The sequence below is a fragment of the Pseudoalteromonas sp. SR41-7 genome, from assembly GCF_014163935.1.
In the GTDB taxonomy this organism is placed as follows: Bacteria; Pseudomonadota; Gammaproteobacteria; order Enterobacterales; family Alteromonadaceae; genus Pseudoalteromonas; species Pseudoalteromonas distincta.
Genome location: NZ_JACJEF010000005.1, coordinates 156,589 through 169,773 on the forward strand (window position 1 = coordinate 156,589; position 13,185 = coordinate 169,773).

General features: G+C 40.3%; 9 protein-coding genes. 6 read left to right on the forward strand and 3 right to left on the reverse strand.

The features are described 5' to 3' along the window. Positions 1-18: 18 nt before the first annotated feature. Positions 19-1,623 carry a GMC family oxidoreductase gene (locus tag H5092_RS08680; RefSeq protein WP_182733325.1) on the reverse strand — a complete coding sequence of 535 codons (1,605 nt, stop codon included), beginning with the start codon at positions 1,621-1,623 and terminating at the stop codon, positions 19-21. A gap of 102 nt (positions 1,624-1,725) precedes the next feature. On the opposite strand from H5092_RS08680, the gene H5092_RS08685 reads away from it, so the two are divergent. The 4 genes from H5092_RS08685 (at position 1,726) to H5092_RS08700 (ending at position 6,027) form a co-directional block, all read left to right on the forward strand. Next, the gene (locus H5092_RS08685) at positions 1,726-2,736 is read left to right on the forward strand and encodes an AraC family transcriptional regulator (protein ID WP_182716293.1); all 1,011 of its coding nucleotides are present in this window, start codon (positions 1,726-1,728) and stop codon (positions 2,734-2,736) included. A 37-nt stretch (positions 2,737-2,773) separates the two neighbouring features. Then, positions 2,774-3,760: a Gfo/Idh/MocA family protein gene (locus H5092_RS08690; RefSeq protein WP_182733326.1), complete on the forward strand. Its 987-nt coding sequence runs from the start codon at positions 2,774-2,776 to the stop codon at positions 3,758-3,760. Positions 3,761-4,187: 427 nt separating this feature from the next. Then, the gene (locus H5092_RS08695; RefSeq protein ID WP_002960591.1) at positions 4,188-4,931 is read left to right on the forward strand and encodes a FadR/GntR family transcriptional regulator; all 744 of its coding nucleotides are present in this window, start codon (positions 4,188-4,190) and stop codon (positions 4,929-4,931) included. Between the two features lie 232 nt (positions 4,932-5,163). Continuing rightward, positions 5,164-6,027, forward strand: coding sequence for a DMT family transporter (locus H5092_RS08700; protein WP_182694245.1), 864 nt, complete (start codon positions 5,164-5,166; stop codon positions 6,025-6,027). Positions 6,028-6,099: 72 nt separating this feature from the next. On the opposite strand, the gene H5092_RS08705 is transcribed toward H5092_RS08700, so the two are convergent. Beyond that, the gene (locus tag H5092_RS08705; protein ID WP_182733327.1) at positions 6,100-7,296 is read right to left on the reverse strand and encodes an MFS transporter; all 1,197 of its coding nucleotides are present in this window, start codon (positions 7,294-7,296) and stop codon (positions 6,100-6,102) included. A gap of 75 nt (positions 7,297-7,371) precedes the next feature. Beyond that, positions 7,372-8,466 (reverse strand): NADH:flavin oxidoreductase/NADH oxidase, encoded by a 1,095-nt coding sequence (locus tag H5092_RS08710; RefSeq protein ID WP_182733328.1) that lies wholly within the window; start codon positions 8,464-8,466, stop codon positions 7,372-7,374. 478 nt (positions 8,467-8,944) lie between these two features. On the opposite strand from H5092_RS08710, the gene H5092_RS08715 reads away from it, so the two are divergent. Together H5092_RS08715 and H5092_RS08720 are read left to right on the forward strand one after the other, a co-directional pair. Beyond that, a complete protein-coding gene (locus H5092_RS08715; RefSeq protein WP_182733329.1) occupies positions 8,945-11,362 on the forward strand; it encodes a TonB-dependent receptor in 2,418 nt (805 codons plus the stop codon). Between the two features lie 85 nt (positions 11,363-11,447). Further along, complete coding sequence (locus tag H5092_RS08720; RefSeq protein ID WP_182733330.1) at positions 11,448-13,028, forward strand: sulfotransferase; 1,581 nt, start codon at positions 11,448-11,450, stop codon at positions 13,026-13,028. Positions 13,029-13,185 lie beyond the last annotated feature (157 nt).

Consider the following 13,185-nt stretch of genomic DNA (forward strand, 5'->3'; position numbering starts at 1 on the left):
CTGCTATTGTTAATTCAATTATACGTTTTCGTGTTTAATTAAATCAGCCGCTTTTTCAGCAATCGCAATTACCGGCGCATTTGTGTTGCCGGTAATAATAGTAGGCATAATCGACGCATCAACTACGCGTAAGTTACTTACCCCGTGTACTCGTAAATTAGTATCTACCACTGCCATTGAGTCTTGCCCCATTTTACATGTCCCGACCGGGTGATATTCGGTATCTGCAGTTTGGCGTATAAACTCAATTAGCTGCTCATCATTATTTATATCAAGCGGGTAGAGCATTTTACCGCGTATGTTATCAAAAGCGTTGCTTTGCATAATAGCGAGTGTTTTTTTAAGGCCTGCAAGCATTACAGTTAAATCATCTGGGTGGCTTAAGTAATTAGGGTCAATAAGCGGTGCACTACGCGGGTTGTTATCTGCTAATGTAATCGTGCCTCGGCTTTTGGGGCGCATAATACTGCTGTGTATACTGTAACCATGCCCAGTGTGTAATTTACGACTATGATCGTCCACCAGCCCAATTACAAACTCTAGCTGCACATCGGGCGCTGGCGAGCCTTCAAATAATTTAATAAACGCGTGCGACTCTGCAAAATTACTGGTTAATCGCCCTTCTCGTTTACTAAACCAGTTAACGCATCCTTTTAAAATGCTGGCAATGCCAAGCGGGCTTATACCAAATGTGCCTTTACTTGTTTTTGATTTATAAAGTGGCACTACCGTTAAGTGATCTTGTAAATTAGCGCCAACACCTTCAAGTACGTGCTGAACCTTAATATTATGCGCACTTAACTGCTCTTTTGGGCCAATGCCTGAAAGCATTAATATTTGTGGTGAATTAATAGCGCCAGCACTAAGTATTACCTCTTTTTTAGCAAGTAAATTAATAACTTCTTTATTACGCTCTATTTGCACACCTTGCGTTATCTTATTAGCTATATTTATTTTATTAACGTGGCTATGGGTTAATACCGTTAAATTGGGGCGGTTTAAATGCGGTGTTAAATATGCTTTTGCCGCACTACAACGCTCGCCATTGTGCTGAGTTACCTGCGATAAACGCGCACCGCTTTGCTCTTTGCCATTTATATCGTCGCTTAAATTAACGCTTTGCTCAGCACAGGCATTTAAAAAATATTGGTTTACATTGCTTGGGTTACTTAGCTCTTGTACATGTAGCGGGCCTTTTGTTCCGTGCAGCTCATTATTTATAAACGCTTTATTGTTCTCAGATTTAATAAAGTACGGGAGTAAACTCTTAAAATCCCAGCCTTCATTACCAAGCTGTGCCCAATTATCGTAATCGTATTTGTGACCGCGAATATAAACCATTGCATTGGTAGAGCTTGAGCCACCCAATACTTTGCCGCGCGGCACAAAACCACAGCGGTTATTAAGCTCTTTTTGTGGCACCGTATTGTAATGCCAGCTATTTATGCCATAAGGCACACTCGCTGCTATGCCAGCTGGCATTTGCACAAATGCACTTTTATCGCTGCCGCCAGCTTCAATTAAACACACACTGACATTTTTATCCTCAGACAATCGTGATGCCATAACGCAGCCGCCACTGCCTGCGCCAATCACAATGTAATCAAATGTTATATTGTTCATGGTGTACCTTCATAAAAGTTTTAAATGGCCTTAACAGTAATAGTGCATAGAAAAACCCAATAAAACTTGATATTTTTAGACATCACTTATTTGGGGTTAACCATGAGCAGCCTAATCAGAGCCACGTCATTACAAGGTATAGACACGCTAATTAGCGAATTTGGCGGCGATCCGCATGAAATAATGCAAAGCTGTAATATTAATAACGTTGACTTTAAAAATCTCGATAACCAATATTTATCTTATCGAGATTACGCTGAGCTTTTAGAGTACTGTGCTTGTAAGTTCAATTGCTCTAGTTTTGGCCTTAAGCTCGCAAGTAGACAAAATTTTGATATTTTAGGACATATTGCAATAGCTGCCAAAAGTAGTACTAATTTAGGTGATGCACTTAATTGGGTTATTAAATACCTTCACTTACACAGCCCTGCACTTAGCTTAAACTCGCACCCTTTAGAGAATGATAAAAGCTTGTTTTTATCATTCGAAATTAATTTAAAACCATTACCGCACATAAACCAAGTTATTGAGCTAACCATTGGTTTAGCATTAGCTGTTATTAAAAAGCTGAGTAATAACCGCTGTAAACCAATTAATATATTTTTGCCAAAAAAGTTAAGTACTAATACTCGTGCCTATAACACTTACTTTGGTTGTAACGTTATAGAGCATCGCAACAGCGCTGGCATTGTAATCTCAAAAAGTGATTTAACTCTTGAGCTTGATCACCCTAAACTAAATAAAGTACAAGCAGCGCTAAACTTCTTGGCAAAAAACAAAGAACACACACAACCGTTGCCCAACCAAGTTAGTGCGCTAATTAGGCCTATGCTTCCTATTTATCAATGTAGTAACCAAACTATTTCAGCTGCGCTGGGTATGCACCCGCGTACTCTGCATCGAGAACTTATCAAACATAATACGAGTTTTGTAAAACTAAAAGATGCCACTCGCCGCGCTTTAGCTGCACACTATTTAGCGCAAAACCAATTTACAATCTCAACCATATCTGAGCTTTTAGGATATCAGGAACAAGCAACACTAAGTGTTAATGTTAAACGCTGGTTTGGATGTTCTCCTCGAGCATATAGAACTAAAAAAATGTTAAACTAAATACTCTTATTATTTTTATTTAAGCTAAGGAGTGAGCATGAACTTTGTTATTGTTGGCACCAATTTTATTAGCGACACATTGTTAGCCGCTGCAAATACGTTAAACGATTTTAATTTATATGGGGTGTGCTCGCGCGCAGTATCTAGCGGCGAAGCATTTTTAGCCAAACACCCACAAAATGCACAAGCAAAAATTTTCACCTCAATCGAGCAAGTTTGCCAAGATCAAAATGTCGATGCTGTCTACATAGCCGCCCCTAATAGCTTACACAAACAATATGCCGTTATGTGTCTAGAAGCGGGTAAACATGTCCTTGGCGAAAAACCATCAGCTGCCAATTCTAAAGAGCTTGCAAGCATTATAGCTACAGCAAAAAAGCATCAGCGCCTTTACATGGAAGCCATGATGACCACTCACTTGCCTAACTATGAACAGCTACAACAGGCAATGGTAAAAATTGGCACACCACGTAAATATATTGGCCAGTACAGTCAATACTCATCGCGTTACGATAAGTATAAAAATGGAGAACGCCCAAACACATTTTTACCCGAGTTTGCAAATGGTGCTTTAGTTGATTTAGGGATTTACCCGCTGTATTTATTAATTGCACTTTGGGGGGCACCAAAAAGCGTGAGTGCCAGTGGCGTATTGCTCGATACTGGTGTAGATGGTGCGGGCGATGTATTACTAAACTATGCAGATAAACAAGCCGTTATTAGTTACTCCAAAATATCGCAAGGCGACAACATAACCGAAATACAAGGCGAGCTTGGGCGCATACGTATAGAAGCCGTATCGCAACTTAAAAAAGTGGAATTTATTGCTAATAATGGTGATGTAGAGATTATATCCCAGCCGTTTGATGAGCACTTTATGAAATACGAAGTTGAGCATTTCATGTCATTAGTGAAGCAAAATATCCTTGAGTCACCTGTTAATACGCACATTTTAGCCAGTAACGTAATGAGCGTTCTTGATGAAGCGCGCAAACAGCTTGGGGTTGTGTACCCTAACGACTAATTAAATAAAATATGGGCGTTAACCAACGACAGCTAACGCCCAGAAGAAAGCTTAAATAGCTCTCGTACAACGACACATTTTACAAAACACTTTAAAATAGCGATCCCCATCCATGGGCAATCAAATACTTCTACAACAAACTTAACACTGACAACCCAACTCGGTTTATTACCAATATTTATTACTCAATAACCTTAAATCTAACCTAACACATAAAAACATTACCAATCAAGCTGGCCAATTACATTATTTTAAACTAAATTGGTAATACAAGAATGCAACCGTTGGTGTATAGTGGTTTTTAACCCTAACATCGCGTTAGAATTTTGACATAATAGTGAATTTTAAGGTAACCTCTGATATTAACAGTTGGTTTTGACTTATAGGCCCCAGAGGCCATTATTCCTTAAGGTAATGAAGGTAAAGTATGGGTAATCGTCGCTTATTTTGGCGCATAGTTGATAAAATTGAGTCTTTAATAAATCAAGGCGAATTTTCTGCTGGGAGTCGTTTACCACCTGAACGTGAACTTGCAGAAATGTTTGATGTAAGCCGCCCTACCATTAGAGAAGCTATTATCGCATTAGAAGTACGTGGCCGAGTTGAAGTTAAAACTGGCTCTGGTGTTTACGTAGTAGAACAAAAAAATGCATCTATAAAATCAAAAGAGATCAGTGCATTTGAACTTACTCAAGCTCGCGCATTAATTGAAGGCGAAATTGCCGCTCTAGCTGCTCAAAGCATTACAGAAGAAGAACTAGAGCAACTAAATAAAACATTAATTGCTATGGAAAAAGGCCTATATGTTGAGCAAGCCGATCGTGAGTTCCACGAAATTATAGCTAGAGCAACGCGTAATAAAGCACTTGAATTTGCAGTGTCTAACTTGTGGGATTTACGTTTAACAAATCCACAAATTGTTGCTGACTATGGCAGTGTGTGTAAAAACAATAACGAGTGCGTTATGGATGAACACACCGCTATTTATACAGCCCTAAAGTCGCATGATGCAAATGCAGCGCGCAGTGCAATGCACAAACATTTTAACCGCTTAATTAACGCTTTATTTGACGCTGTAGAATCGCGTGCACTTGAAGAAATTAAACGCAAAAATGATGAAAAACGAGGCCTCTACTCGCTCGATGGCTTAGTTAATAAAAGTGCCCACTAAGGCCTTTTAACCAACTGATTAAAGTTAGCAAACGCCTGTTTGCTAACTTTACCTCTTACTTTATTTACCTTCCCTATTTAATATACTTTTTATTGCGTTATTTTTGGTCGCAAACACTTACCTATAAATTTAAAAAAAGATACTATGCCGCCATTAATATCGGGTGGGTTTAGCTTTTATACTCCCTGCATTACATAACTAATTGATAGAGTTACTCAACTCAAGGATAAAAATGCAAGCATCTTCAAAAAGTTATTTACTGGCTATCGTGTGTGTATTGCTTGCCATGATGACCATTCAAACGGGCGCGTCGTTTGCAAAACAGCTTTTTCCAATTGTTGGCCCTGAGGGTACGACGGCCCTTAGGCTTGGTTTTTCTGCCTTTATACTTTGCTTAGTGTTTAAACCTTGGAAACACTTACCCACTACGGGTAATCGTATTCCTATAATTGTGTATGGTTTAAGTTTAGGCGGCATGAACATTTTGTTTTATTACGCTATTGAACGCATTCCACTAGGCATTGGTGTAGCACTTGAATTTACAGGCCCGCTTACTGTTGCCTTATTTTCATCACGCCGCAAACGTGATTTATTTTGGGTTGCCTGTGCTATTGCTGGTATTTTGCTTCTGCTTCCAGATATGAGCGGGCAAGATAGCCTTGATCCATTAGGTGTAGCGCTTGCTCTTGGTGCCGGTGCATGTTGGGCAGGTTATATATTATTTGGTAAAAAAACCGGCACACAAAGCTCTGGTGGTGCCACTGTCGCACTGGGCATGACTGTTGCCGCTATAGTGCTAGTGCCTTACGGTGGCATTATGCAAAGCGCCGCGTTTACGTGGGAAATTATCCCACTGGGTATTGGTATTGCTATTTTATCAAGCGCACTGCCTTACACACTTGAAATGGTTGCACTGCGTAACATGCCTTCACAAGGGTTTAGCGTAATGATGAGTTTAGAGCCTGCAATAGCTTCGCTCGCAGGGTTTATTATACTGGGTGAATTACTTACTTTATGGCAGTGGCTCGCTATTTTACTTGTGATTATTGCATCTGTTGGTAGCTCGTTTTCAAACGCAAAAAAACAGGCTACTTAATTAACTACCAAATAAGCTAAATAAAGTCACCACACAACATGGTGACTTTATTGTGTTTTATCTGGTAATTTTTTAACTCACAGCCTTACTTTGCTTTTTAGTTGTAACCAAATAGCCAATCAACGAAATAAGCGGCATGCCGGTAGCCACCAGTGCAATACCAGTCCAACCGCCTGCTTCATATAGTGGGCTGGCAATAAGCGAGCCTACTGCGCCACCTACAAATATACTAGTCATGTAAATAGCGTTTAAACGCGCACGGCTTTGTGGCTCTAGTGCGTACACTGCACGTTGACCCAATACCATATTGGCCTGCACAGAAAAATCAATAAACACACCGGTTAATGCCAATACTATAATGCCGTAAGGTAACTCAAATAAGCTTGGTAAAAAGCACACTGCTGCAATTACTTTGGCCAGTAACGATACCTGATGTGTATAGCCTTTATCTGCCAAACGCCCAACAATGGGGGCTGCTACAGCACCTGCCGCACCCACTAGTGCAAACAGTGCTATTTCTGATTGAGATAAACCATACTCACGGGCAAGCACAACCGGTACGCTCGTCCAAAATAAGCTGAACGATGCAAACATTAACGCTTGAAAAAGTGAACGTTGGCGCAGCACTGGCTGGCTTATCATTAATTGTTTAAGCGATTTTAATAACTTAAAATACGTTGTTTTATGGGTTGGTTGCCTACTTGGAATAGCAAAATAAATTACGCCAGCAATAAACACCATACACCCTGCTGCAAAGTAAAATACGGCGCGCCAACCAAAGTGATCGGCTATTAAGCTCGATATAGGTCTTGCTAGCAAAATACCTAACAACAAACCCGCCATAATATTACCAAGAACTTGTCCGCGTTTTTCGTCAGACGATAAATGCGCAGCAAGTGGAATAAGCACCTGAACAGAAACCGAACTTATACCTATCATCAAACACAAAATAAGCATTACATTAGGTGAATCAGCAAGTGCCGTACCCACTAAACTCAAAAACGACACACCAAGAGTGACCAACATAAGCTTTTTATTTTCAACTAAATCAGCTAGTGGTACTAAAAAAAACAACCCCAAAGCGTAGCCTATTTGTGTAAGCGATACGATAAGGCTAGCACTGTGCGCACTTAATCCAACTTCTGGGGCAAGTAACTCAATAATAGGTTGAGCGTAATAAATATTGGCAACAATAAGACCGCAACACAAAGCAATAATAGTAACGAGTGTATTGCTAAGGGGTTGCGCTGAAACGCCTGTTTGGGTCATGTGTGTCTCTACTTTATAAAAATAATAAAACCCAACCCGCAAACGCGGGTTGGGTTTCTACAAAAAAACTAAACTTTATTTTATTGGTGATGGCTGCCCATGTGGGCTTGAGCGTAAATACTGTTTAGGTGCAGTTACTGTAGCGCCAAGCTCTGCAGCTGCATGCCACGGCCAGTGCGGGTTATATAAAATACCACGCGCTAGTGCTACGCCATCGGCTTGCTGCTCACTAATAATATCTTCGGCTTGTTGCGCCTGTGTAATTAAACCCACCGCTATAACAGGCATTTTAACTGCTTCTTTTATGGCTGTTGCAAACGGTACCTGGAAATTAGGTTTAACTGGTATTTGTTGCTCTGGGCTTAGGCCCGCCGTACTTACATGAATAAAATCACAACCTAGTTCATCAAGCGCTTTACTAAGCACTATCGATTGATCTAAATCCCAGCCACTTTCAACCCAATCGGTTGCCGAAATACGCACACCCACTGCTTTATTACTGGGGAATACCGCTCTTACCGCTTTAAACACATCAAGTAATAAGCGCATTCTGTTTTCTAGGCTGCCACCGTAGTTGTCATCTCGCTTGTTTGAAAGTGGCGACAAAAATTGATGTAACAGGTAACCATGCGCACCATGAAGCTCGATTAAATCAAGGCCGAGTTCATCAGCGCGTTTAGCTGCACTTACAAAATCTTTAATTAGTGAATCTATGTCAGATTGGCTCATTGCTTTTGGCACTGGGCTGTTAGCGTCGTACGCAATTGCCGAAGGTGCGAGCGTTTGCCAGCCATTTACATCATCAGGTGCAATGGCATCGCCACCGTCCCATGGTTTTTCAGTCGATGCTTTGCGTCCAGCATGCGCTAACTGAATACCAATAGGCATAGGGCTGTATTGCCTTACTGCTTTTAGGCTTTTGCCTAGTGCTTGCTGGGTTTCGTTATTCCAAAGCCCTAAATCGCCGTAGCTAATACGCCCTTCTGGGTTTACTGCTGTTGCTTCTAAAATAAGTAACCCTGCACCACTTAAACTCAATTGGCCTAAATGAATAGTATGCCAATCACTAGCAGCGCCATTATTGGCTGAATACTGGCACATAGGGGCAATAATAATACGGTTATCTAACGATACTTGCCCAAGTGATAAAGGCGAAAATAGTTGGCTCATTGTTAATCCTTAAAAACACGCACAAAAAAGTGCGGACAAAATAAAAAAGAGAATACGAAGCGGCAATCAAACACGCTCACTCAATAACTTAAACTGTCACTAGTAATGGCGACTTAACACTCTTAATGGGGATCAAAATACACTTTAATAGTGCTAATAAAAGTATAAGTAATGACATTATGAAATATTAATTTTAATGTAATAATCTGTTTAACGAGCACGTCATAACACCAGCTTTAAAACATGAATGACTATTTACCTTTAAACAAGGGTGTAATTTTTAACCTAACTGTACCTAATTCCACTAAGCTATTGCTTGTATTGCCTATTAACCAAATAAAAACCCTGAAAATAAGCCATATTTATTCTATAAAAGTGAATTAAAATTCAATTTAAATATTCCCAGCTACTTCACTCCCTGATAAACTACTTAACTTAATTTACTAATGTAAAACATTTGAACTGGGGATCACTTTTTATGTTTAAACCAAGCTTGTTAACCTTGGCTATTTCGAGCGCTGTTTCTAGCGTATTTTTATTACCAAATGCCGCTCTTGCTCAAGAAGAAGTTGCCGCTAAAAACAAATCACTCGAAGTAATTGAAGTTACAGCAACAAGGCGCAGCGGCTCTGTGCAAAATGCACCGCTAAATATTACCGCTCTTGATGCAGATATTATGAAAGATCAAAATATCAATGAGCTTGCGGATGTAGCACGCTGGGTACCTGGTTTAACAATCACCGATCAAGGTGGCCGCTCAGGCTCGCCTATTATTGTTCGTGGTTTAAATACAAATTCTTCTGGTCCATCGTCAGATGGCGGCACAGTATCTACTTATATAAACGAAATTCCAGTTTCGGTAGATATGCGCCTAGTAGATATTGAGCGCGTTGAAGTATTAATTGGGCCACAAGGCACCCTTTATGGTGCAGGCACATTAGGCGGTGCAATTCGCTACATGCTTAAACAGCCTGAGCTTGATTTTACATCGCTTGAAGTATACGGCGACCTATTTCAAACAAAAGAAAGTGACTCTTTAGGTGGCGAAGGCGGCTTTATATTTAACCTTCCTATTATTGAAGATAAATTAGCAGTACGCGCAAGCTTAAACGTATATGAAGATCCTGGTTTTATCGATTACGGTTATGTAGTACGTGAGCCTGGCGTCTCGTTGCCAGATCCAGATTGGAGCGATAGCTCAGCAGTTAACAACAACCTTAAAAATGTAAAAGACGCCAACGGCGAAACCACCACTACTGGTCGTATTTCTGTTCGCTTTAAACCAAATGAATCGTTTGAAGGTACGCTTAACTACTTTTACCAAAACCAAGACAGCGAAGGCCGCTCGATTGTTCATTACAACAGCCTTAATGCAAACAACGGTTTAAGCGACGTAATAGGTAAATACGAGTCGGCTTATCGCTTTGAAGAACCTCGCGAGAAAAAAGATCAATTACTAAGCCTTGAGCTAAAAGCCGACCTAGGTTTTGCAGAGCTGGTATCGGCTACTGGTATTTCGAGCTTTGATGCCGACGGCCAACGCGACCAAACAGACTTACTTATTCGTCTTGATTACGGCTATGAAGAGTTTCCTTCGTTTTCAACGTTTACCCGTGAAATAGATGAAGAAGATACCTTCACTCAAGAAATTCGCTTAGTGTCGCAAGGCGACAGCGACTTTAACTGGATTGTGGGTGGCTTTTACAACAAAACAGAAACCGAAGCATCAAGCAGAGAGTTTACGCCTGGGTTTGACCAATTCGCTATCGATAACTTTGGTGGCGAGCAGCTAAGACCAGACTCATTAGAATACTTAGAGCTTACAAAAAGTAAAGTCACTGAGTCTGCACTATTTGGTGAAGTTGGCTACCAAGTAACCGACAAATTAGATATTACCATTGGTGCCCGTTTTTATGAATACGATGTAGAGTCGCAAGCAGCTTTTGACTTCCCACTAGCCAATACATTGTACGGTGGTGCGGGTCCTGACGACATCACAGTTGCATATGAAAAAGATGACGCTGGCGATAACGGTAACTTATTTAAATTTAATGCTAAATATCAATTTACTGATTCAGTAATGGGCTATGTAACAGTAAGTGAAGGCTTTAGAATTGGCGGTTCAAACGGTTTAGTGTCATGTGAGGAACCTATTTCTGAGGATCAACAAACAGGTTGTGGTCAACCTGATGAATTATTATTTGAAGCCGACACCACAACAAACTACGAGTTAGGCTTTAAGAGTACATGGTTTAGAAGCCAACTACACTTTAACGCCGCGTTATTTAACATCGATTGGGATGATGCACAAATTACGGGCGCTACAGATATAGGTCAATTAACGTACCTTTCAAACGCAGGCAGCGCTAATGCAAAAGGGGTAGAAATTTCGACCCGTGCCATTTTATCTGACTCGTTTTCAGTTTACGCAACTTATGCCTACACAAAAGCAGAGCTAACATCAGACGCACCATTTTTGTTTAATGCCGATGGTACCGATGGCGCAGAAGACGGCGACCGTTTACCAGGCTCACCTGAAAATCAATTTTCGATGGGTGTAAACTATCAAACAGACGTGTTTAACGACAAAACGCTTGATATTAACTACGGTTTAACTGCGCAAAGCGACGTGCTTTCAAGAGTAGGGCTTCGTGATAACGGCGAAACACTACCAGGTTACAGCTTAAGTAATATATCAGCTAAATTAACAGCTGATGCATGGTCAACTACCCTATATGTTGATAACCTATTCAACAAATACGCGGTTACATCCGTTCGTCGTTCAGATGCCGATATAACATCAGCAAATGGTGCCGACATACAACGTAACTACGGCCATTACATTAATCGCCCGCTTACGGTAGGTGTTAAATTTAACTACAAATTTGAAATATAATTTATAGTAATTTTTAAACAATGTTTTAAGGCTCAAATTTATTTGAGCCTTTTTATTTTCTTTCACAAAATAATTACCAAAAACCATGCAGCCAAATTTAAAGCAACTTCATCAAAGCGCAATACACTCCCTAAACCAAGGTAAAATAGAGCAAGCACACAAAGCCCTAGTGGAGTTAGTTACACTCAAACCAGACTTTGCTGATGGGTATTTTTTGCTGGCAATGGTTAATTTAACTGTTGGGCAAATACACAAAGCAATAAAGCTCATCGAAAAAGCCCTCACCCTTGGCAAAAGTATTGAATATACCGCGCAACTTGCTAAATGTTACGCACTTACTGGCGAATTACAAAAAGCAAAAAACACCGCACTATCGGTGCCATTAAAGCAAATAACTAAAGCACTTGATGCCGACACACTCGGCGTTGCACTTACTCAAGCAGGTATTCACGAGCAAGCACTTAACTACTTTGAGCGCGCTATTACACTGTCTACAGCAGCTAACAAAGCTCAACCTCAGTTTTATTATAACTACGGTGTAAGTGCTAAGTTTTTAGGGCTATTTGATAAAGCCCAACACGCTTTTGAAAATGCCATAGCGCTTAACCAGCTGCACCATCAAAGTCATTTTGCATTAAGTGATTTAACTAAAGTAAGTACACAAAACAATCATATTGAACGCTTAAAAAACGTGTTTGAGCAAGTAACAAACCCCGATGCAAAACTGCATATTGGCCATGCTTTAGCTAAAGAGTATCAAGATATTGGTGAGTTTTCAGACGCTTTTAACGCGTTAGAGCAAGGTAAAGTAGTAAAACGTGCTGTACAGCCGTTTGATCATAAAAGCTCAACTGAGTTATTTGAACATATTAAACTCTTAAGTGAACAGCACACACAAGCGCTGACACAAGGTAACCCAACGGCAGAGCCTATTTTTGTATTAGGCATGCCCCGCTCTGGCACCACATTGGTAGAGCGTATTTTATCGAGCCACAGCGACGTGCAGTCAGCCGGTGAACTGCAAGACTTTGGCTTAAGTGTTAAAAGGCTCAGCCAAACACAAACACCCCATGTGCTCGACACTCAAACACTCAGTAAAGCCTACGAGCTTGATTTTAATCAGCTTGGGTCAACCTATTTAAACGCAACACGCGTAATAACAGGCAGCCATAAGCACTTTATAGATAAACTCCCGTTTAACTTTTTTTATATCGACTTAATTACCAAAGCCCTGCCAAACGCTAAAATTATTTGCATGCTACGCGACCCAATGGACACCTGCATTGGTAACTATCGCCAGTTATTTACTATAAATAACCCCTACTACGCGTACTCGCTCGATTTACTCGACACTGCAAAATTTTACAGCCGTTTTTACAAGCTAATGCAGCACTTCAGCGCCCTGCATAGCAATATAAAATTAGTAAAATACGAAGAACTAGTCGCCCAGCCCGAGCAGCAAATAAAAGAGCTAGTTAGCTTTTGTAATTTAGAGTGGCAAGCACAGTGTATAGACTTTCACTTAAACACCTCACCGGTCTCTACTGCAAGTAAAGTGCAAGTACGCCAACCACTTAACAACAAAGCAATTGGCCGTTGGAAGGCATTTAAGCCCCATACTGATGAGGCTGAGACCTACTTAAAACAACAAGATATTATAGGATGAAATATCACTTCTATTTTATATAAATTCGCTTAATTAATTTATAGTCAGGTAATTACTTTTTAAAATAAATATAAGCACTGTGACGATCAAACTAACACAGTTGCCAATGCTTACTGACAAATATTGATAGAAAAGGAATAATATAAATGGAATAAAA

Excerpts from the sequence above, each read along its gene's own strand:
- H5092_RS08680 (WP_182733325.1), bottom strand. The coding sequence starts at position 1,623 with ATGAACAATATAACATTTGATTACATTGTGATTGGCGCAGGCAGTGGC.
- H5092_RS08685 (WP_182716293.1), top strand. The coding sequence starts at position 1,726 with ATGAGCAGCCTAATCAGAGCCACGTCATTACAAGGTATAGACACGCTA.
- H5092_RS08690 (WP_182733326.1), top strand. The coding sequence starts at position 2,774 with ATGAACTTTGTTATTGTTGGCACCAATTTTATTAGCGACACATTGTTA.
- H5092_RS08695 (WP_002960591.1), top strand. The coding sequence starts at position 4,188 with ATGGGTAATCGTCGCTTATTTTGGCGCATAGTTGATAAAATTGAGTCT.
- H5092_RS08700 (WP_182694245.1), top strand. The coding sequence starts at position 5,164 with ATGCAAGCATCTTCAAAAAGTTATTTACTGGCTATCGTGTGTGTATTG.
- H5092_RS08705 (WP_182733327.1), bottom strand. The coding sequence starts at position 7,296 with ATGACCCAAACAGGCGTTTCAGCGCAACCCCTTAGCAATACACTCGTT.
- H5092_RS08710 (WP_182733328.1), bottom strand. The coding sequence starts at position 8,466 with ATGAGCCAACTATTTTCGCCTTTATCACTTGGGCAAGTATCGTTAGAT.
- H5092_RS08715 (WP_182733329.1), top strand. The coding sequence starts at position 8,945 with ATGTTTAAACCAAGCTTGTTAACCTTGGCTATTTCGAGCGCTGTTTCT.
- H5092_RS08720 (WP_182733330.1), top strand. The coding sequence starts at position 11,448 with ATGCAGCCAAATTTAAAGCAACTTCATCAAAGCGCAATACACTCCCTA.